Genomic DNA, 20,961 nt, shown 5'->3' with positions numbered 1-20,961 from the left:
CAGCGCGCAGAGCCGGGATCGCCAACCGGCTCGCGATCCCGGATCGACGCGGTGCGTCGTCCGGGATGACGGCGGGTGGAAGGAGTTCGGTCCGTGACCACCCTTCTCGTCCGCAATGCCACCGTTCTCGTCACCATGGACGGCACCCGGCGCGAGATCGCCGGCGGCGGGATTTTCGCCCGCGACGGCATGATCGTTGAGGTCGGCCCGAGCGAGACCCTGCCGGCCACCGCCGACATGGTGATGGACCTTGCTGGCCATGTGGTGCTGCCCGGCCTGGTCAATTGCCACCACCACCTCGACCAGACGCTGACGCGCAATCTGCCCGCCGCGCAGAACGTCAATCTGTTCCGCTGGCTCAAGGCGCATTACCGGCTCTGGGCGGCGCGCACGCCGGAGGCCTCGCGCACGGCGACGCTGGTCGGCCTCGCCGAACTCGCGCTCAGCGGCTGCACCACCGCCTTCGACCACGCCTATGTGTTCCGCAATGGCTGCAAGGTCGACGACCAGATCGGCGCCGCCCGCGAGATCGGCATGCGCTTCATGGTCTCGCGCGGCTCCATGTCGCTCGGCCAGTCCAAGGGCGGCCTGCCGCCGGATGAGTGCGTGGAGCGGGAAGAGGACATCCTTGCCGACTCTGAGCGCGTTATCGCCCGCTATCACGACCCTGCGCCCGGCGCGCTCCTGCAGATCGCGCTGGCCCCCTGCTCGCCCTTCTCGGTGACGCCCGGCCTGATGCGCGACAGCGCAGCTCTCGCCCGCGCCAAGGGCGTGCGGCTGCACACCCATCTGGCCGAGACCATCGACGAGGAACGCTACACGCTGGAGCGCTTCGGCAAGCGGCCGGTCGCTTACATGGAAGAACTCGGCTGGCTGGGCGACGATGTCTGGTTCGCCCATGCGGTGCATGTGAACGATCACGAGATCGGCTGCTTTGCCGGCGCCGGGGTCGGCGTGTGCCATTGCCCGTCCTCGAATATGCGCCTCGCCTCCGGTATCGCCCCGGTGAAAGCCTATCGGCGCGCCGGCGTGAAGGTCGGGCTCGGGGTGGACGGCTCGGCGTCGAATGATGGCAACAACCTGCTGACCGAGGCGCGCCAGGCCATGCTGTTGGCGCGGCTGCAGATCTCCCTGCGCCCGCCCGAGGGGCCGGACACCACGCTCTCGACCTCCGATCCCTCCCGCGATGCGGAGTGGATGAGCGCGCGCGAGGCGCTGGAACTCGCCACGCTGGGCGGCGCCTCGGTGCTCGGGCGTTCAGATATCGGTTCGCTGGAGCCGGGCAAATGCGCGGATTTCTTCGCGCTGCGGCTCGACGATGTCGCCTTTGCCGGTGGCCTGTCCGATCCCGTCGCCGCCGCCTTGTTCTGCACGCCCGGCCCTGCCGCCTTCACCGTGGTCCACGGCCGCCCGGTGGTGGCGCAGGGGCGGATCGTCACCATCGACCTGCCGGCTGTGGTCGCCGAGCATAACCGACATGCCGCGCGGCTCGCCGCGCTCGCGGAGTAAGCCATGAGTGCCCTGCTTGAGGAGCCGACCGCCACTGAACGGCTCTGCCCGCGCGACGAGGCCGAGGTGGTGGAGGCCGTCGCCTGGGCGGTGTCGAACGGGCGCACGCTCGATGTCGCCGGCGCCGGCTCCAAGGCCGGGCTCGGGCGCCACATCCAGACCGACGCGACGCTGGAGCTGAAGGCGCTCACCGGCGTCACGCTCTATGAGCCGGAAGAACTGGTGCTGAGCGCCAAGGCGGGCACGCCGATCGCCGAGATCGAGGCGCTGGTGGCGGCCTCCCACCAGATGATGGCCTTCGAGCCGATGGATTATGGCCCGCTGCTCGGCCAGCCGGCGGGCGGCGGCACGCTGGGTGGGGTGATGGCCTGCAACCTCGCCGGACCGCGACGGCCGAGCGCGGGCGCCGCGCGCGACCATGCGCTGGGCGTGCGTGCCGTCTCCGGCCGCGCCGAGGCGTTCAAGGCCGGCGGGCGGGTGGTGAAGAACGTCACCGGCTATGACCTGCCGCGTGGCCTTTCCGGCTCGCACGGCACGCTTGCCGCGTTCATCGACCTCACCATCAAGGTGCTGCCGCGCCCGGAGACGGTGGAGACGCTGCTCATCCTCGGGCTGGATGACGCAGCTGCCGCCAGCGCCATGAGCGCGGCGATGGGCTCCTATTACGACGTGTCCGGTGCCGCGCATCTGCCCGCCGACATCGCCGGCCTTGTGCCGGCGGTGGCCGGGGCGGGCCGGGCGGTGACGGCGCTGCGGCTGGAGGGGGTGAAGCCCTCCATCCTGCACCGGCGCGGCAAGCTGGAGGCGCTGCTCGGCGGACGTGGCGAACTCTCCTTCCTCGACGCCGACGCCTCCCGCGCCTTCTGGCGGACGGTGCGCGATGTGGAGCCGTTCGCGCTCGCTCCGGGCGAGACGCTGGACGTTGGCCCCGCCATCTGGCGGGTCTCGGTCGCGCCCATGGCCGGCGCGAGCGTGGTGGCGGCGCTGCGACCGCTCGGCGCGCGGGCGCTTTATGACTGGGCCGGCGGCCTTGTCTGGATCGCCCTGCCCGATGGCACGCCGCGCACCGCCGAGGTTCGTGCCGCCGTTGCGGCAATGGGCGGCGGACACGCGACGCTGATCCGCGCCAGCGCCGGCGCACGGGCGGGCGAGGAGGTGTTCCAGCCGCTCGATCCGGTCACCAAGGCGCTGGTGACGCGGATGAAGCACGGCTTCGATCCGGCGCGGGTGCTCAGCCCCGGCCGCATGTATGCGGGAGTCTAGGCCATGCAGACCAGCTTCTCTCTCGCCCAGCTCGCCGATCCGCAGACGGCACGGTCTGAACAGGTTCTCCGCGCGTGCGTCCATTGCGGCTTCTGCACCGCGACCTGCCCGACCTATGTGCTCTTGGGCGACGAGCTCGATTCGCCGCGCGGAAGAATCTACCTCATCAAGGACATGCTGGAGAATGACCGGCCGGCGACGCCCGAGGTCGCCAAGCATATTGACCGCTGCCTGTCCTGCCTGTCCTGCATGACCACCTGCCCCTCGGGCGTGCATTACATGCACCTCGTCGATCACGCGCGCGATCATATTGAGAAGACCTATGAGCGGCCCTTTGCCGACCGGATGATCCGCGCCCTGCTCGCCCGCGTGCTGCCGAGCCGCCGGCTGTTCCGCCTCGCCATTGGCGGGGCGATGGTGGCGAAACCCTTCGCCGGCCTGTTCGACGCCATCCCCGCTTTGCGCCCGCTTGCCGCTATGCTGCGCCTCGCGCCGTCGCGCCCCGCCACGCGGTCGGCGAGCGAGGGCGAGCGGCGCTTCCCGGCGAAGGGTCCGCGCCGCGCCCGCGTCGCGCTGCTCGATGGCTGCGCCCAGCCGGTGCTGCGCCCGGAGATCGACGAGGCCGCGATCCGCCTGATGACGCGCATGGGTGTCGAGATCGTCCGCCCGGTCGGCGGGGGCTGCTGCGGCTCGCTCACCCATCACATGGGCAAGGAAGAGCCCGCGCTCGCCAATGCCCGCGCCAATGTCGATGCCTGGTGGCGCGAGATTCAGGGCGAGGGGCTCGACGCGATCCTTGTGACCACCTCGGGTTGCGGCACGACGATCAAGGATTACGGCCATATGCTGCGCACCGATCCGGCCTATGCCGAGAAGGCGGCGAAGGTCTCGGCGCTGGCGAAGGATGTGAGCGAGTTCCTCGTGGAGCGCGAGCTTCCCGTGCCGGTGATCCCGGCCGGGCTGCGCGTCGCCTATCATGCCGCCTGCTCGCTGCAGCACGGGCAGAAGGTGCGCACCGCCCCCAAGGCGCTGCTGGCGAAGGCCGGCTTCACCGTGCTGGAGCCCGCCGAGGGGCATCTGTGCTGTGGCTCGGCCGGCACCTACAACATTCTCCAGCCGGAAATCGCCGGGAAGCTGCGCGACCGCAAGGTGGCCAATATCGAGCGCACCCAGCCGCAGATCATCGCCGCCGGCAATATTGGCTGCATGACGCAGATCGGCGGCGGCACCTCGATCCCTGTCGTGCATACGGTGGAACTGCTGGATTGGGCGACGGGCGGGCCCTCGCCCTTCCCGGTCCCCCTTCTTCCGGCTGTGGCGGCGGAGTGAACCGATGATCGCGGTGATCTTCGAGGTCTGGCCGGCTGAGGGCGAGCGGGCGCATTATCTGGAGCTGGCCGCCGCCCTGCGCGCGGACCTCATTGGCCGCGACGGCTTCATCTCGGTGGAGCGCTTCGAGAGCCTGACCGAGCCCGGCAAGCTGCTCTCGCTCTCCTTCTGGCGCGACGAGGAGGCGGTACGCGCCTGGCGCTGCCTGCCGTCGCACCGCAGCGCGCAGACGCAAGGACGCGGCGGCGTCTTCGCCAATTACCGGCTCCGTGTCGCCGGTGTGCTGCGCGATTACGGGATGGAGGCGCGGGAGGATGCGCCGGCCGACAGCCGCGCCGTTCATCCGCCGGCGCCCTGATGGGCGGGACAAGCGGGCGTCGCGGGGCTATAGGAACGCCGACGCTCACGCACCCGCCGGAACGACCATGGCCACCCTTTCCCGCCTGCCGCGCCTCCTCGTCCTGTCGCTGGGCGGCACGATCACCATGACCGGCTCGGGCACTGGCGGCATCGCGCCGACGCTGGGCGCCGCCGAGCTGGTGGCCGCCGTGCCGGGCCTTGCAGAGGTGGCGCAGATCGAGGCGCGCTCCCCTTTCAAGGTCGGCAGTTCCTCGCTGACGGTGGAGAACATCCTTTCCGTCGCCGCCACCATTGAAGCGGGCTTCGATGGCGACATCGACGGCGCCGTGGTCATTCAGGGCACGGACACGATCGAGGAGACCGCTTTCCTCCTCGACCTGCTGCTGCGCGGGCCGAAACCCGTGGTGGTGGTCGGCGCCATGCGCGGACCCCAGCAGCCCGGTGCCGATGGCCCCGCCAATCTGCTCGCCGCCGCCCTCGTCGCCGCGAGCCCGGCGGCGCGCGGGCTCGGCACGCTGGTGGTGCTGAATGACGAGATCCACGCCGCGCGCTTCGTGCGCAAAGGTCATACCAGCCTCACCTCGGCCTTCGCCTCGGATAATGGCGGTCCGCTCGGGCTGGTGGCGGAAGGGCGCGTGCGCCTGTTCACCCGCGTTGCCCCGCTCGACCTGCCACCCTTGGCCATCGCGGGTGGGAACGCGCCGGCGGTGGCGCTCATCAAGATCGGCATGGGCGATGACGGCCGGCTGATCGCCGCGACGCCCGGTCTCGGCTTTGCCGGCCTCGTCATTGAGGGCGCCGGCGCCGGCCATGTGCCCGGCCCGGTGGCGGAGATCGTCGGCGAGGTTGCCGCGCGCCTTCCCGTCGTGCTGGCGAGCCGGACGCTGTCCGGCCCCGCCTTCGAGCGCACCTATGGCTATCCCGGCTCGGAAATCGACCTGATCGGGCGCGGCGCCCTCGCCGCCGGCTTCCTGCCCGGCCCGAAGGCGCGGCTCTTGCTCATGCTCGCGCTGCGCGCCGGTTGGGACCGGCCGACGCTGCAGAAGGCGCTCGCCGCCTTTGCCTGAGCGAGGTCAGGACGAGCCGATGAAGATGCCGGCGAGCAGGACGAGGATGCCGCCCAGCACCACCTGCACGATGGCCGAGGTGAACGGCGTCTCCATGTAGCGCATGCGCACATAGGCGATAGCGGCGAGCTCGATGGCGACGACGACCCCGGCGACGGCGGTGGCGGTCCAGAAATCCGGGATCAGATAGGGCAGGGTATGGCCGAGCCCGCCCAGCATGGTCATCACCCCGCAGGCGATGCCACGCGGCCAGGGGCTGCCGCGCCCGGTAATGGCGCCGTCATCCGACAGTCCTTCGGTGAGGCCCATGGAGATGCCCGCGCCGATGGAGGCGGCAAGGCCGACAAGGAAGGCGGCCCAGCTATCCTGCGTGGCGAAAGCGGCGGCGAAGATTGGCGCCAGCGTCGAGATCGAGCCGTCGATCAGCCCGGCGAGCCCCGGCTGGACGATCTGCAGCACGAAGATGCGGTGCGCCGCCGCGTCCTCGGTTTCCTTGGCGCCGCTGGTCTCGATCTGCCCGCCGAGCTCCTGCGCCAGCGTCTCATGCCTCCCCTCGGCCTCGGCGAGGTCGGCCAGAAGCTGGTGCGTATCGGCATCGCGGGTGCGGGCGGCGGCCTTGATGTAGAATTGCTGCGCCTCGTACTCCATCACTTCAGCCTGCCGGCGCACCGTGTCGATGCGCAGCGTCTCCAGCAGCCAGATCGGGTCGCGCTTCAGAAAGCCCTTCACGTCCTGCCGGGTGATATAGGGAAGTTCGCCGCCGAACTTGCGGGTGAACATCTCATGCAAGGCGTGGCGGTGGCCGTGTTCCTCCTGCGCCATGCGCTCAAACAGGGCGGCCGTGGCCGGGTAATCGGCCTTCAGCCGGTTGGCGAACTGGAGATAGATGCGCGCATCCTCCTCCTCGCTGGAGATGGCGAGCGCCAGAATCTCGGCTTCGGACAGGTCGTGGAAACGCTTCATGGGCCCCTCATATTAGAATGATTCTAATATGAGTCGCGCTTCCTGTCCAATGCCTGTCGATGGGCATCAGCCCGGCCTACGGGCAACGGGATACCCGACAATCCGCAAGTCTCAAGCAAGCCAGTTGGGGTCTTCTCCGGGCAACACCATTTTAGGAGTCCCCCGATGTTGGGAATGCGCCTTGGGATCGCGTGGAAGCTGGGCATCATGTCCGGCCTGCTGATCCTTCTCTCCGCCAGCGTAATCCTGAGCCGCCATATCGCCATCAGCGGGATTGAGGCGGCGGATGAGGTCGCTCTCCGCCAGAGCCAGATTCTGAAGGAGGCCGAGCAGGTCTCCATCGCGCTCGCCAATATCCGCCAGAACGAGACGCGCCTGCAGCTCTCTTTCGCCAACCCGCGCAATGACGAGTTTCTGCGCAAGGTGAAGGTCGACATTGCCGGCGCGCAGTCCCGGCTCGACCGGCTGATGGAACTCGAGACCCATGACGATGATCGCGAGGTGTTCCGCAAGCTGAAGGAGAAGCTGCGCGACGTCGGCGCCGTTTCGGCGGAAATCCGCAAGTCGCAGGCGGTCCAGCTCAATGCGGTGGACAGCCGCGGCGCCCTCGCCATGCGCGTGCGCACCGGCTTCTCGACACTCTATGGCCAGCTTCTGGAGGCCGAGCAGCCCGACATGGCGAGCAATGTGCAGCCGCTCGACCAGCTCGTCGACGCCATCAACCTCGCCGCCGCGCTGTTCATTCTGGAAGGCGACACCACCAAGCTCCCGCTGATCGTCTCGATGCAGGCGCGGGCCGAGCAGGTGATGAAGGATGTCGGCGAGCAGTTCGGCAGCAATGCGATGATCGCCGCCACGATGGAGACGATCCGCAAGGATTTCGCGGAATATGTCACGACGATCAATGAAGGCATCGAGGAAATCCAGAGCCGGGCCAAGCTCGTCGCCGAGCGCAGCGAGCCGGCGCTGGAGGAGGCGACGCGCCTGTTGAGCGACGTGACCAAGGAGAGCACCGACCAGGCCATTGAGGCGCAGATCGCTTCGGACGAAGCGCTGGCCACGGGCATGGCGCAGATCCTCATCTTCTCCGTTATCGCCATTCTCGCCGCCATTGCCGCCGCCATCTATTCCTTCCTCGGCATTGCCCGCCCGGTGCGCGACGTCAGCGAGGCGATGGAGCATGTGTCGGGTGGCGATCTCACCGCCGAGATCCCCCATGCCGAACGCCGCGACGAGATCGGCGACCAGGCCCGCTGCCTCACCCTGTTCCGCGATAGCCTGGCCGAGGCCGAGCGCGAGCGGGCGGAGAACGAGGCGGCCGAGCATATGGCGGCGATGCGTCGGCGCGAGGAGATGCACCAACTCGCCAACCAGTTCGAGGCGGCGGTCGGCGCCGTCGTCGACACCGTCGCGACGGCGGCGAGCGAGCTGCAGACCGCCTCGGAAAGCCTCAACGCCACCGCCGACGAGACCACCGCCCAGGCGGCCTCGGTCAGCGCGGCGGCCCAGCTCGCCACCTCCAACGTGCAGGCCGTCGCGGCCGCCATTGAGGAGCTGTCGGCCTCGGCGCATGAGATCGGCGAGCGGCTGCACCAGTCCACCACCATGACCGAACGCGCCGTCACCGAGGTCGATTCGACGAGTGGCCAGATGACGCATCTGCGCTCGGCGGCGGAGCAGATCGGCACCATCATCAGCCTGATCGACACCATTGCCGGCCAGACCAACATGCTCGCGCTCAACGCCACCATCGAGTCGGCCCGCGCCGGCGAGGCGGGTCGCGGCTTCGCCGTGGTGGCGCAGGAGGTGAAGACGCTGGCCGGCCAGACGGCCACCGCCACCGCCGGCATATCCGAGCGCGTCTCTGGCATCCAGGCCTCGACCGGGGATGTGCTGGGATCGATCACCGGCTTCAGCCGGACCATCGCGGAGCTGCGCGCCTCGGCCTCCGCCATCGCCGCCGCCATGGCGGAGCAGCAGGCCACCACCTCGGAGGTCGCCCGCTCGATCCAGCAGGCGGCGAACGGGACCAAGGAAGTGACGAGCAGCATGGGTGCGGTGGAGAAGGCCGCGCAAGCCTCCTCGGTCGCCGCCCATCAGGTGCTGTCCTTCGCCCGCGACCTGTCCCAGCAGGCGGTCGCCCTGCGCCAGGAAGTTCACAGCTTCGTCGAGACGGTGCGCGCCGCCTGAGGCACGCACCGGGCGACATGCCCCAGACAGCAAAAAGGGCGGCCGCGCGGCCGCCCTTTTCGATTCCGTCAGGAGGAAGAAGCCGGGCGGAAGCCCGGCGCCCCCAAAGGCCTCAGTCGGCGGCCGGCTCGTCGGCCTTGCCCTTCGCCTCGAGGTCTTCGCCGGTCTCCTGGTCGACGACCTTCATGGACAGGCGGGTCTTGCCGCGCTCGTCGAAGCCGAGCAGCTTGACCTTGACCTTCTCGCCTTCCTTGACGACGTCGGAGGGCTTCGCCACCCGCTCCTTGGCGAGCTGCGAGACGTGCACGAGGCCGTCCTTGGCGCCGAAGAAGTTCACGAAAGCGCCGAAATCGACCACCTTCACCACCGTACCCTCGTAGATCTGGCCGATCTCGGGCTCGGAGGCGATGGACTTGATCCAGTTCAGCGCGGCCTTGATCGACTCGCCCGAGGCGGAGGCGACCTTCACGGTGCCGTCGTCCTCGATGTTGATCTTGGCGCCGGTCTTCTCGACGATCTCGCGGATCACCTTGCCGCCCGAGCCGATCACTTCACGGATCTTGTCGACCGGGATCTGGATCACCTCGATGCGCGGGGCATGCTCGCCGAGTTCGGCGCGGGCGCCGGTCAGCGCCTTGCTCATCTCGCCGAGAATGTGCGCGCGGCCATCCTTCGCCTGGCCGAGGGCGACCTTCATGATCTCCTCGGTGATGCCGGCGATCTTGATGTCCATCTGAAGGGCGGTGACGCCCTTCTCGGTGCCGGCCACCTTGAAGTCCATGTCGCCGAGATGATCCTCGTCGCCGAGGATGTCGGTCAGCACCGCAAAGCGCTCACCCTCGAGGATGAGGCCCATGGCGATGCCGGCCACCGGACGGCGCAGCGGCACGCCGGCATCCATCAGCGCCAGGGAGGTGCCGCAGACGGTCGCCATCGAGGAGGAGCCGTTCGATTCCAGGATCTCGGACACCGCCCGCAGCGTGTAGGGGAACTCATGCGCGGGCGGCAGGATCGGGCGGATGGCGCGCCAGGCGAGCTTGCCATGACCGATCTCGCGACGGCCGGGCGAACCCATGCGGCCGGTCTCGCCGACCGAGAAGGGGGGAAGTTGTAGTGCAGCAGGAAGCGCTCCTTGTAGGTGCCTTCCAGGCTGTCAATGTACTGCTCGTCCTCGCCGGTGCCGAGCGTGGCGACGACCAGGGCCTGCGTCTCGCCGCGGGTGAACAGCGAGGAGCCGTGGGCGCGCGGCAGCACGCCGACTTCGGAGACGATCGGGCGCACGGTCTTGGTGTCGCGGCCGTCGATGCGGATCCCCTCGTCGAGGATGGTCCAGCGGACGATCTTAGCCTCGAGCTCCTTGAGCACTTCGCCAAGGGTCTGGGCGTCCGGCACGTCCTTGCCCTCGGCGGCGAGCGCGGCGTAATGCGCCTTCGCCTTGGACTTGGCGGCGCCGACAGCCTCGTAGCGGTCCTGCTTGCGGGCGATCTTGTAGGCGTCGCGCAGGTCCGCCTCGATCAGGCCGCGCAGCTCGGTCTCGAGCGCGGAATGGTCGGGAGCGCTGAACTCGCGCGGCTCCTTGGCGGCCTTCTCGGCGAGACGGATGATCGCGTCGATCACCGGCTGGAAGTGACGGTGGCCGAACATGACCGCGCCGAGCATGACTTCCTCGGACAGCTCCTTGGCTTCCGATTCGACCATCAGCACGGCGTCGGCGGTGCCGGCGACCACGAGGTCGAGCGCCGATTCCTTGACCTCGTCGACGGTCGGGTTCAGCACATACTCATTGTCGATGAAGCCGACGCGGGCGCCGCCGATCGGGCCCATGAAGGGCACGCCGGACAAGGTGAGCGCGGCGGAGGCGGCGACCATGGCGACCACGTCCGGGTCGTTTTCGAGATCGTGCGAGAGCACGGTCACGACGACCTGGGTGTCGTTCTTGTAGCCTTCGGCGAAGAGCGGGCGGATCGGGCGGTCGATGAGGCGGGAGACCAGCGTCTCCTTCTCGCTCGGACGGCCTTCACGCTTGAAATAGCCGCCGGGAATGCGGCCGGCCGCGTAGGCCTTTTCCTGGTAGTTCACGGTCAGCGGGAAGAAGTCCTGGCCGGGCTTGGGCGCCTTGGCGGAAACGGCGGTGGCGAGCACGGTGGTGTCGCCATAGGTCGCGAGCACGGCGCCATCGGCCTGGCGCGCCATGCGGCCGGTCTCGAGGGCGAGCGTGCGCCCACCCCAATCGAGTTCCTCGCGGTGAATATCGAACATGTTTGTCTCTGGCTTTCCGAAACGGGGCCAGGGCAAGACGGCGAGAGGCTCGGTGCAGGATCCGGTACGCGGACCTGCCTGCGAGCCCCCGGCGATCCTGCCATGGCGCGCCGCTTCTCGTCGGACGCGGCGAGCCCCATGCCCGCCGCCTTTACGGTCGTCGGCGTGGCGGACCATCCGCGCGCGCCGTCTTCAAAGGCACGAGGCCCGCGCCGTTACAGCGCGAGCCTCGCGTCGTGCATCAGCGGCGAATGCCCAGCCGCTCGATCAGGGCCTTGTAGCGGCCTTCCTCGGTCTTCTTGAGATAGTCGAGGAGGCCACGGCGCTGGGACACCAGCTTCAGCAGGCCACGCCGGGAATGGTTGTCCTTGGCGTGGGTCTTGAAGTGGCCGGTGAGGTTGGCGATGCGCTCGGTGAGTATCGCGACCTGCACTTCGGCGGAGCCGGTGTCGCCCGGCTTGGTGGCGTATTCGGTGATGAGCGCCTGCTTGCGCTCGGCAGTGATCGACATCGGGTGGTCCTTTCAGTGTCTAGAAGAAAGAGCGGGCGCGGCACGGGCCTCAAGGCCCTGTCCGGGGTCGCCTGCCGGGTCCGTCGTTCGGCCGGGCCGGGATGTCGTCCAGCGCGGTCAAAGCAGACGGGTCGCGCGGACGCCTGTCCGCAACGCGTCGGCACCATACACGAAATCGCGCCGTTGGCTAGCCGATGCCGGCGGGCGGCACGGGCCGGAAAGCGGCGCCGCCGCTCAGAGATAGGGCTGTTCGGCGAGCGCCGAGGTGACGAAGCGCTGGCGCAGCTCGGCCTGCTTGTCGCGGATCATGCCGGGGATGAGAAAGCCGTCGACGATCCACCAGATGAAGCCGATCACCAGGAAGTAGCTGAGGATCTGCAGCACCGCCGTGCCCGGCCGCCCGAGATAGAAACGGTGCGCCGAGACGAAGCCGAGGAAGAACCACAGGAGGTAGGCCGCGGTCGCCGACGGGCTCTCATTGGCGATGCGCGTCTCGATCAGAATCTTGTCCTGCGTCGTCAGTCCCATGGTCGCCTCATGTGTCATGGACGGTAGAGTGATCCGCCACAGGCGGGGCGTCAACGCGGGCCGCCCGCTCGGGCCGCTGCAGATGCAGATCGGCCCGGCGCGGGGCCGGGCCGATGAGGGGTCTTCTAGGAGCGCGGCCTACTTGCCGGCGTGGAAGATGCGCTTGGGGTAGATCTCGCCGGCCTCGGCCTCGCCGAGCGCGATGAGGCGCCCGCCGGCGGTGATCGCTACCGGCCCTTCGAGGATCGGCGCGTCGCGCCCGCGCAGGATGATCGGCTGGCCATGGGCGAGCCGCGCCGCATCGGTGGAAGAGACCCGCAGGCTGGGAAGCGTGTCGAGGCCGACCGAGACCGGGCGCAGCACATGCAGCGGCGCGGCGTCGTCGCGCTCCTCGGACCAGGCGCGCAGCGCGGCGAGCGGAACGAGTTCCTCCTCGGCGAAGGTGCCGACGCGGGTGCGGCGCAGCGCCGAGATATGACCATGCGTGCCGAGGCGTCGGCCCATGTCGCGGGCGAGCGAGCGCACATAGGTGCCCTTGCCGCATTCGGTCTCGAACACCGCATGGTCGGCGTCGGGCATCTCGACGAGTTCCAGCGAATGCACCACCACGGTGCGAGCGGCAAGCTCGACCTGGATGCCGTCGCGGGCGAGATCATAGGCGCGCTCGCCATTGATCTTCAGCGCCGAGAAGGCGGGCGGCACCTGCTCGATCTGGCCGCGGAACTCGTCGAGGATGCCGAGAATGGCGTCGCGGTCCGGGCGCACGGTGGAGTCCGCGACGGCCTTGCCCTCGCTGTCATCCGTATCGGTCTCGACACCCCAGCGCACGGTGAAGCGATAGACCTTGCGCCCGTCCATGACGAAGGGAACGGTCTTGGTCGCCTCGCCCAGCGCGATCGGCAGGCAGCCGGAGGCGAGTGGGTCGAGCGTGCCGGCATGGCCGGCCTTCTTGGCCTGGAACAGCCATTTCACCGCGCCGACCGCCTGGGTCGAGGTCATGCCGACCGGCTTGTCGAGCAGCACCCAGCCATCGACATCGCGCTTGGGGCGGCGCTTGCGCGGGGGCAACTCGGCGGGGGCCTCGGTCGGGAGGGCGACGGCCGTTTCGGGCACGGCGTGCGGCGCGGTGAGGGCCGCGTCCAGAACGGCGTCCTCGCCGAGAGCTTCGTCGCGGAGGGCCTTGGGGGCAAGCGGGGCGTTCATTCGTCGGTCTCGCTGTCGGTCGTGTCGGTCTCGAGGTCGCGCTGCACCACGGGCAGGCGCAGCAGGGCGTCGATCCGCGAGCCCTCCTCGAAGGAGGTGTCGATGCGGAAACGCAGTTCCGGCACGAATTTGAGTTCGACGCGGCGGCCGATGGCGCCGCGCAGCGGCTTGGCGTTGGTCGCCAGCGCGTCGATCGCCGCCTTGGTGTCCTTGCCGCCGAGCGGCATGACAAAGCAGGTGGCAATCTTCAGGTCCGGGCTCATCCGCACCTCGGGCACGGTGATCAGAACCTTGGTGAGCGCGGGATCGGGCAGGTCGCCGCGCGCGAGAATGTCCGAGAGGGCGTGGCGTACCAGTTCGCCCACGCGCAACTGGCGCTGGCTCGGGCCGGAACCCGAGCTCGCTCTGTTCTTCATGATGCACAAACCTTCAGGGCTCCCGCCCGGCGCACCGGGCCGGCGGAGCCGGCTTCGACCGGAAGGCGCGGGCTTGGACCGCACCTTCCCGTGGAGTGTCGCGTCCCCTCAGGAGACGCGCCGACGCCCCGCGAACGGGGCGTCGTGGATCACAGCGTGCGCTGCACGACCTCGACGCGGTAGCACTCGATGACGTCGCCGGCGCGCATGTCCTGGTAGTTCTCGAAGGACATGCCGCATTCCTGGCCGGACTGCACCGTGTTCACCGCATCCTTGAAGCGGTTCAGCGTCGCAAGCTTGCCCTCGTGGATCACGACGTTGTCGCGGATCAGGCGGACATGCTGGCCGCGCTCGACGATGCCGTCGGTGACGAGGCAGCCCGCCACCTTGCCGACCTTGGAGACGCCGAAGATCTCCTTGATCAGGGCGTTGCCGAGCATGGTCTCGCGGTTCACCGGGGCGAGCAGGCCACCCATCGCCGCCTTCACGTCATCCACAAGGTCGTAGATGATGTTGTACTGGCGGATCTCGATGCCGGCACGGTCCGCGGCGTCGCGGGCTTCCTTGTTGGCGCGCACGTTGAACGCGATGATCGCCGCGCCGGCCGTCTCGGCCAGCGTCACGTCGCTCTCGTTCACGCCGCCCGCGCCGGAGTGGATGATGCGGGCCTGCACCTCGTCGGTGCCGAGCTTCTCCAGCGAGGAGATGATCGCTTCCACCGAACCGGACACGTCGCCCTTGATGATGAGCGGGAATTCCTTCCGGCCCGTCGTCTTGGCCTGGCTCATCATCTGCTCCAGCGAGCCGCGGACGGTGGCGGAACGGGCCGCCGCCTTCTCGCGCTTCTGGCGCTGGCGATAGTCGGTGATCTCGCGGGCACGGGCTTCGTTTTCCACCACGGCGATGCGGTCACCCGCCTCCGGCGTGCCGTTGAAGCCGAGCACCTCGACCGGGAAGGACGGGCCGGCACCGGCGACATTGGCGCCCTTGTCGTCGATCAGGGCGCGCACGCGGCCCATCTCGGCGCCGGCCACGACGATGTCGCCGACATGCAGCGTGCCGCGCTGGACCAGAACGGTGGCAACCGGGCCACGGCCACGGTCGAGCTTGGCCTCGATGACGGTGCCTTCCGCGTCGCGGTTCGGGTTCGCCTTGAGGTCGAGCACTTCCGCCTGGAGGGTGATCAGCTCCAGCAGCTTGTCGAGATTGGTCTGGGCCTTGGCCGAGACCTCGACTTCCAGCGTGTCGCCGCCGAGGCTTTCCACCTGAACCTCGTACTGCAGCAGTTCGCTGCGCACGCGCTCGGGCTTGGCACCGGGCTTGTCGATCTTGTTGATCGCCACGATCATCGGAACCTTGGCGGCGCGGGCGTGGCTGATGGCCTCGACCGTCTGCGGCATGACGCCGTCATCGGCCGCCACCACCAGCACCACGATGTCCGTCACCTTCGCGCCACGGGCACGCATCGCCGTGAAGGCGGCGTGGCCGGGGGTGTCGATGAAGGTCACCTTGCCGCCGAGCGGGGAGGTCACCTGATAGGCGCCGATATGCTGCGTGATGCCGCCAGCCTCGCCCGAGACGACATTGGCCTTGCGGATGGCATCGAGCAGCGAGGTCTTGCCGTGGTCGACATGGCCCATGATGGTCACGACCGGCGGACGCGACACCAGCTCGTCGTCGGTGTCGGCCGTATCGAACAGGCCTTCCTCGACGTCGGATTCGGCGACGCGGCGCACGCTGTGACCGAGTTCCTCGGCGATGAGCTGGGCCGTGTCGGCGTCGATCACATCGGTGATCTTCACCATCTGGCCCTGCTTCATCAGCAGGCGGATGACGTCGACGGCGCGCTCGGCCATGCGGTTGGCGAGCTCCTGGATGGAGATCGTCTCCGGGACCGTCACTTCACGCGCGATCTTCTCCTTCGCCTCGACATGGCGATGACCGCTCATGCGCTGGGTGCGGCGGCGGAAGGAGGCGACCGAACGCTGGCGCTCGTCCTCGGAGGACTGGGCGGTGACGACGGTCAGGCGGCCACGGCTCTTCTCGGGGCCGGCCGGACGGGTCGGCTTGGGCGGGGTGACCGGACGCGCGGGGGCGCCACCGGGGCCACGACGGACCGGACGGCGATCGTCTTCCTCGGAATCCATCGCGTTCGGGCTGCGCGGGGTCGCCACGCGCGGCGCGCCGGGAGTGGCGGCCGTGGAGGGGGCGGGCGCGGCCGGCTGGGCGGCGCGCGGCGCCGCCGGGGCGGAGGGCGCGGCGGCCGGCTGGTTCTCGCCGAAACGCTTGCGGGCCTCTTCCTCGGACTTGCGCTTGGCCTCGTCGTCGGCGGCGCGGCGGGCCTCTTCCTCGCGCTTGCGCGCTTCGGCGGCCTCACGCTCGATCTTCTCGCGCGCCTCGCGCTCGGCGCGGCGGCGGGCTTCTTCCTCGGCGCGCTTGCGCTCCTCGACCTCGCGGACGCGGGCGTCCTGCAGGGCCGCGGTGCGGGCGCGGGCCTCTTCCTCGGTCAGCGAACGCAGCACGACGCCGCCGGGGCGCGGGCCCTGCGGGGCCGGACGCGGCGCCGAGAGATTGGCGTTCGGCGAGGGCTGGGTGCTGCGCAGCGGCGGGCGCGCGGTCTGCGCCGCCGGAGCGGGGCGGGCCGGCGATGCGGCGGGAGCCGGAGCGGGACGGGACGGCTGGGCCGACGCCGGGGCCGGAGAAGGGGCAGCCGCGACCGGCGCCTCGGGCTTGTCGCCCGGGCCAAGTACACGACGCTTCACCTTCTCGACCACGACGGACTTGGACCGTCCATGGCTGAAGCTCTGGCGGACGACGCCCTGCTCGACAGGTCGCTTGAGCGTGAGGGTCTTGCCCCCCTGGCCAGCACCCTGGCCAACGCCCACCGTCTTCTCGCCCGGGTTCTTCGTATCGGTCATTCGGTATCCGTTCCTGTGCACTCCCGCCCCGTGCGTGAATGCGTCACTTATCGTTCGGCGACTGGCTTAGTCGGCGCGCCAGTCTTCGAGCCTTTTTACACGCGCGAGGAAGCCCGCGCTCGTCGGATGCGCAAGCAGCGCAGCATGTACCACATTTGCCCGCCCGAGTGCCAAGTCCAATTGCGCGCCCGGAAAGGCCATGACGCGGGCGATTTCCCGTCCCGCCGCCTCGCCGATCCGGCGGGCCAGCGCATCGAGTTTCGCCATCCCGTCCTCGGCCGCGTCCGCCGCGTGCATCAGCCCCGCGACGGGCACCTGCTTCATGCCCGGCCGCGGCGCCGCAGCCTGCAGCGCCTCGACCACCTTGGCATTGCCCGTCACCACCCGCCCGGCCTTGTTGGCGAGGGCGAGGGCGGCGAGCGCGTCCTTTTCGAGCAGCGCCCCCACCAGATCGGGGAGGCTCTCCTCGGCACGGCCACGGCCGCGAAAGGCGCGGCCGAAAGCCTTCTTCTTCATCGCCTGGCGCAGCGCCGCGCGATTGGCGGCGACCCAGGCACCGCGACCCGGCAGGCGGGCGGCGATATCGGGAACCACCACGCCGTCGGGACCGACGACGAAGCGGATCATCCGGTCGACCGGCATCACCTCGCGGGTGGCGAGGCACTGCCGGGTGGTCTCGCGACGCGCGGCCGCGGGGCCGGCATCGGTTTCCGGCAGCTCCGGCTCCGGCACCTCGGTGCCGGCGGCAGCCGCATCTGCGTTGGGCACGTTCGTCTCAGGCACGTCAATCTTGGGCACGCCAATCTCGGGCACGTCCGTGCCGGGCGCCGTGTTCTCGTCAGGCATTCCCGCCTCCGTCCCCGGCGCCCCAGACCCAGCCAGAGCCGATCAGGCCCGGGCCTCGTCCTCGGCGTCCGCCGCGCCGTCCGCCGCGTCCTCACCAGCCACCGCCAGTTCCGACTCGTCGATCCAGCCGGCCTTGACGCGGGCCTGCATCACCATCGCCTCGGCCTCCTCGCGGGAGATCTCGAAGCCTTCCAGCGCGCCCGGCGTGCGGACGGTTTCGCCATCCTTGCGCTCGGTCCAGCCGACGAGATCGTCGGTGGCGCAGCCGGCGAGATCCTCGACCGACTTGATGTCGTTCTCACCGAACGCCACCAGCATGGCCGAGGTCACGCCCGGCACCTCGCGCAGGTCGTCGGCGACGCCCAGCTCGCGGCGGCGCGCGTCGAGATCGGCCTCGACCTGCGCCAGATAGTTCTGGGCGCGGCTCTGCAGTTCCTGCGCCGTGTCCTCGTCGAAGCCTTCGATGCCGGCGAGCTCGTTGAGCGGCACATACGCCAGCTCTTCCAGCGTCGCGAAGCCCTCGGAGGCCAGAAGCTGGCCCATCATCTCGTCGAGATCGAGCGCCTCGGCGAAGATCTTCGAGCGCTCGGCGAATTCCTTCTGGCGCCGCTCGCTCTCTTCCGCCTCGGTCATGATGTCGATGTCCCAGCCGGTAAGCTGGGAAGCGAGGCGGACATTCTGGCCGCGACGGCCAATCGCCAGGCTTAGTTGGGCATCGGGCACCACGACTTCAATACGCTCGCTATCCTCGTCGAGCACCACCTTGACCACTTCGGCCGGGGCGAGCGCGTTGACGATGAAGGTCGCGACGTCCTGCGACCACGGGATGATGTCGATCTTCTCGCCCTGCAGTTCGTTCACCACGGCCTGCACGCGCGAGCCGCGCATGCCGACGCAGGCGCCGACCGGGTCCACCGAGGAATCGCGCGAGGTGACGGCGATCTTGGCGCGCGAGCCGGGGTCGCGGGCGACCGCCTTGATCTCGACGATGCCGTCATAGATTTCCGGGACTTCCTGCGCGAACAGCTTCGCCATGAACTGCGGATGGGTGCGCGACAGGAAGATCTGCGGGCCGCGCGGCTCGCGGCGCACATCATAGACATAGGCGCGGATGCGGTCGCTGACCTTGAAGACTTCGCGCGGCAGCAACTCGTCGCGGCGCAGCGAGGCTTCGCCCTTGCCGAGATCGACGACCACATTGCCATATTCGACGCGCTTGACCGCGCCGTTGACGATCTCGCCGATGCGATCCTTGAACTCGTCATACTGCCGGTCGCGCTCGGCCTCGCGCACCTTCTGCACGATGACCTGCTTGGCGCTCTGCGCGGCAATCCGGCCGAAATCGAAGGGCGGCAGCGTGTCGGCGATGGAATCGCCGACCTGCGCGGCCGGGTTCAGCCGGTTGGCGCTGGCGAGGTCGATCTCGATGGCAGGATTGTCGACCTGATCGACCACGAGGAGATGGCGCGCCAGGCGCAGTTCGCCGGTGCGCGGGTTGATCTCGGCGTGGATGTCGGTCTCCGCGCCGTAGCGCGAGCGGGCCGCCTTGGCGATCGCATCTTCCATGGCGGCGATGACGATGCCCCGGTCGATGGATTTCTCGCGCGCGACCGCATCGGCGATCTGCAGGAGTTCGAGCCGGTTTGCGCTGACCACTGCCATCAGTGGATCTCCTTCGCGGTAGATTTGCGTTTGGCGTTGGACTTCTTGCCGGGCTTGGCGGCGCCCTTCGGCTTGAAGGCGGGCTTCGCCTTCACCTTGCCGCGCACCGGCATCTTCTTCGGCGGGATGAGGCGAGGGGTGGGGCCCTCCGCCGAGTCCTCGCCCGCATCCTCGTCGCCCTCGGTCTCGTCGGCGAGCGCATCGCCGATATCGGCGGTGTCGATGTCGTCCTCGTCGATGCCGGCGCCCTCGCGCAGCGCCTTGTCGCGCCGCAGGGCCTCGCGGATCAGCGCCTCGGTCATGACGAGGCGGGCCTCGCCAATGTCGGCGATCGGCAGGGCGAACAGGTCCGGCGTGTCGGCGGGGGCGTCGGGCAGGCGCACCAGCGCCTCGGCGTTCTGCGCGCCCGTCAGCGTGCCGCGAAAGCGCTTGCGGCCCTCCAGCGGCACGGCCATCTCGACCTTTACCTCATGACCTGCCCAGCGCTCGAAATCGCTGAGGCGCACCAGCGGGCGGTCGATGCCGGGCGAGGACATTTCCAGCGTGTAGGCGCCGGAGATCGGATCCTCGACATCGAGCACCGGCGAGATGGCACGGCTCGCCGCCTCGCATTCCTCGATACCGAAACTGCCATCGGGCCGCTCGGCCATGATCTGCAGCGTTATGCCCTCGCGGCCCGAGAGCCTGACCCGCACAAGGCGGAAGCCGAGGCCCTGGAGCACCGGGCCGACAATCCCGGCGACTCGCGCGGCCGGGCCGGTCTCGGTCACGAGCCGCGGCTCGTCGAGGCGCGATTCCGGCGCGGTAGCCGCTTCGTTTGCCTGTTCGGCAGTGATGTCCTGTTCGCTCATCCGTCCCGTCCGAACCTATCAGGTCCGCAATGCAAAAAGAGCGGGTTCCGGCGGCGGAACCCACTCTCAACCGACCAGAAGTCGTTGTGAGATATTTGGATTGGCGGTCTTATACATCCAAACGCCGGTCGCTGGCAAGCACGGGCCGGAAGCGCCGCCTTGCGAGGTCCGGCCCGCCGTCGCATAAGCGGACCATGCTGCGCCCGCCTGCATCCACGCCATCCGCCGTGCCCACCGAACGCGCTCCCGCGAAGGTGAACCTGTCGCTGCGCGTGCTCGGGCGCCGCGCCGACGGCTATCACGAACTGGCGAGCCTCGTTGCCTTTGCCGGCGTCGCCGATCGATTGAGCCTCGCGCCGGGAGACGAGCTGTCGCTGAGCCTCACCGGTCCGGGCGCGGCGGGGCTGGAGGCGGGGGCCGACAATCTGGTGCTGCGCGCCGCGCGCGACCTCGCCACCCGCGTGCCCGGCCTTGGGCTCGGTTCTTTCACTCTCGACAAGCGCCTGCCGGTCGCAGCCGGCATTGGCGGCGGTTCGGCCGACGCAGCGGCGGCGCTGCGGCTGCTGGCCCGTGCCAATGGGTTGGCGCTGGGCGATCCGCGCCTCATGGCGGCGGCGCTCGCCACCGGTTCGGATGTGCCGGCCTGCCTTTTGGGGCGGGCCTGCCTCATGGGCGGGCGCGGTGAGAGCCTGACCCCCGTCGCCCTGCCGCGCTTCGGCGCCGTGCTGGTCAATCCGCGCGTGCCGGTCGAGACTTCCGGCGTGTTCCGCGCGCTGGCGCTTGAGCCGGGCACGACACGGGCACGCGCGACGCCGCTGCCCGCCTTCACCAGCCGCGCGGCGGCGCTGGGCTGGCTCGCCAACGAACCGAACGACTTGGAGGCGCCCGCCCGCGCCCTCGCGCCGGTGCTTGATGAGGTGGAAGCGGCGTTGGCCGGGACGCCGGATGTGAGGCTGGTGCGCATGTCCGGCTCCGGCGCGACAATGTTCGCGCTCTATGACGATTGCCGCGCCGCCGCCCGCGCGGCCAAGCAGGTCGCCGCCGCCCGGCCGGGCTGGTGGGTGAAATCCACCGTAATCGGCTGAG

16 protein-coding genes and 1 pseudogene are annotated in these 20,961 nt (G+C 69.4%); 7 read left to right on the top strand and 10 right to left on the bottom strand.

What is annotated here, in order from left to right:
* Positions 1-93: 93 nt before the first annotated feature.
* The 5 genes from OU996_RS04355 (at position 94) to OU996_RS04335 (ending at position 5,528) form a co-directional block, all read left to right on the top strand.
* Positions 94-1,509 (top strand): 8-oxoguanine deaminase, encoded by a 1,416-nt coding sequence (locus tag OU996_RS04355; protein ID WP_267584429.1) that lies wholly within the window; start codon positions 94-96, stop codon positions 1,507-1,509.
* A gap of 3 nt (positions 1,510-1,512) precedes the next feature.
* Positions 1,513-2,772, top strand: coding sequence for an FAD-binding protein (locus tag OU996_RS04350; RefSeq protein ID WP_267584428.1), 1,260 nt, complete (start codon positions 1,513-1,515; stop codon positions 2,770-2,772).
* 3 nt (positions 2,773-2,775) lie between these two features.
* Positions 2,776-4,101, top strand: a complete 1,326-nt coding sequence (glcF, locus tag OU996_RS04345; RefSeq protein WP_267584427.1) for a glycolate oxidase subunit GlcF — start codon at positions 2,776-2,778, stop codon at positions 4,099-4,101.
* A gap of 4 nt (positions 4,102-4,105) precedes the next feature.
* Positions 4,106-4,459, top strand: coding sequence for an antibiotic biosynthesis monooxygenase family protein (locus OU996_RS04340; RefSeq protein ID WP_267584426.1), 354 nt, complete (start codon positions 4,106-4,108; stop codon positions 4,457-4,459).
* Between the two features lie 67 nt (positions 4,460-4,526).
* Positions 4,527-5,528: an asparaginase gene (locus OU996_RS04335; RefSeq protein ID WP_267584425.1), complete on the top strand. Its 1,002-nt coding sequence runs from the start codon at positions 4,527-4,529 to the stop codon at positions 5,526-5,528.
* 6 nt (positions 5,529-5,534) lie between these two features.
* Here OU996_RS04335 and mbfA read toward each other — a convergent pair whose 3' ends face one another.
* On the bottom strand, positions 5,535-6,491 hold the full coding sequence (gene mbfA, locus OU996_RS04330) for an iron exporter MbfA (protein WP_267584424.1): 957 nt from the start codon (positions 6,489-6,491) through the stop codon (positions 5,535-5,537).
* A 174-nt stretch (positions 6,492-6,665) separates the two neighbouring features.
* On the opposite strand from mbfA, the gene OU996_RS04325 reads away from it, so the two are divergent.
* Positions 6,666-8,681, top strand: coding sequence for a methyl-accepting chemotaxis protein (locus OU996_RS04325; RefSeq protein ID WP_267584423.1), 2,016 nt, complete (start codon positions 6,666-6,668; stop codon positions 8,679-8,681).
* Positions 8,682-8,793: 112 nt separating this feature from the next.
* Here the strand turns inward: OU996_RS04325 and pnp are convergent.
* From pnp to rimP, 9 genes and pseudogenes are all read right to left on the bottom strand, one after another.
* Positions 8,794-10,940 (bottom strand): annotated as a pseudogene (gene pnp / locus OU996_RS04320) (polyribonucleotide nucleotidyltransferase).
* Positions 10,941-11,181: 241 nt separating this feature from the next.
* Entirely contained in the window at positions 11,182-11,451 is a 270-nt protein-coding gene (gene rpsO / locus OU996_RS04315) for a 30S ribosomal protein S15 (protein ID WP_267584422.1), read from the bottom strand.
* Positions 11,452-11,685: 234 nt separating this feature from the next.
* Positions 11,686-11,979: a TM2 domain-containing protein gene (locus OU996_RS04310; RefSeq protein ID WP_267584421.1), complete on the bottom strand. Its 294-nt coding sequence runs from the start codon at positions 11,977-11,979 to the stop codon at positions 11,686-11,688.
* 138 nt (positions 11,980-12,117) lie between these two features.
* Complete coding sequence (gene truB, locus OU996_RS04305; RefSeq protein ID WP_267584420.1) at positions 12,118-13,182, bottom strand: tRNA pseudouridine(55) synthase TruB; 1,065 nt, start codon at positions 13,180-13,182, stop codon at positions 12,118-12,120.
* Positions 13,179-13,598: a 30S ribosome-binding factor RbfA gene (rbfA, locus tag OU996_RS04300; RefSeq protein WP_267584419.1), complete on the bottom strand. Its 420-nt coding sequence runs from the start codon at positions 13,596-13,598 to the stop codon at positions 13,179-13,181. Before rbfA ends, truB begins: the two co-directional genes overlap by 4 nt.
* Positions 13,599-13,747: 149 nt before the next feature.
* Positions 13,748-16,516 carry a translation initiation factor IF-2 gene (infB, locus tag OU996_RS04295; RefSeq protein WP_267584418.1) on the bottom strand — a complete coding sequence of 923 codons (2,769 nt, stop codon included), beginning with the start codon at positions 16,514-16,516 and terminating at the stop codon, positions 13,748-13,750.
* Between the two features lie 66 nt (positions 16,517-16,582).
* The gene (locus OU996_RS04290; RefSeq protein WP_267584417.1) at positions 16,583-17,362 is read right to left on the bottom strand and encodes an RNA-binding protein; all 780 of its coding nucleotides are present in this window, start codon (positions 17,360-17,362) and stop codon (positions 16,583-16,585) included.
* 42 nt (positions 17,363-17,404) lie between these two features.
* Positions 17,405-19,024: a transcription termination factor NusA gene (nusA, locus tag OU996_RS04285; protein ID WP_267584416.1), complete on the bottom strand. Its 1,620-nt coding sequence runs from the start codon at positions 19,022-19,024 to the stop codon at positions 17,405-17,407.
* Positions 19,024-19,875: a ribosome maturation factor RimP gene (rimP, locus tag OU996_RS04280; RefSeq protein WP_267584415.1), complete on the bottom strand. Its 852-nt coding sequence runs from the start codon at positions 19,873-19,875 to the stop codon at positions 19,024-19,026. Before rimP ends, nusA begins: the two co-directional genes overlap by 1 nt.
* Positions 19,876-20,069: 194 nt before the next feature.
* Here rimP and OU996_RS04275 point away from each other — a divergent pair, with 194 nt between their 5' ends.
* Positions 20,070-20,960, top strand: a complete 891-nt coding sequence (locus tag OU996_RS04275) for a 4-(cytidine 5'-diphospho)-2-C-methyl-D-erythritol kinase (protein WP_267584414.1) — start codon at positions 20,070-20,072, stop codon at positions 20,958-20,960.
* Position 20,961 lies beyond the last annotated feature (1 nt).

The sequence above is a fragment of the Ancylobacter sp. SL191 genome (assembly GCF_026625645.1).
Taxonomy (GTDB): Bacteria; Pseudomonadota; Alphaproteobacteria; order Rhizobiales; family Xanthobacteraceae; genus Ancylobacter.
This window is presented reverse-complemented; position numbering and strand designations above follow the sequence as displayed.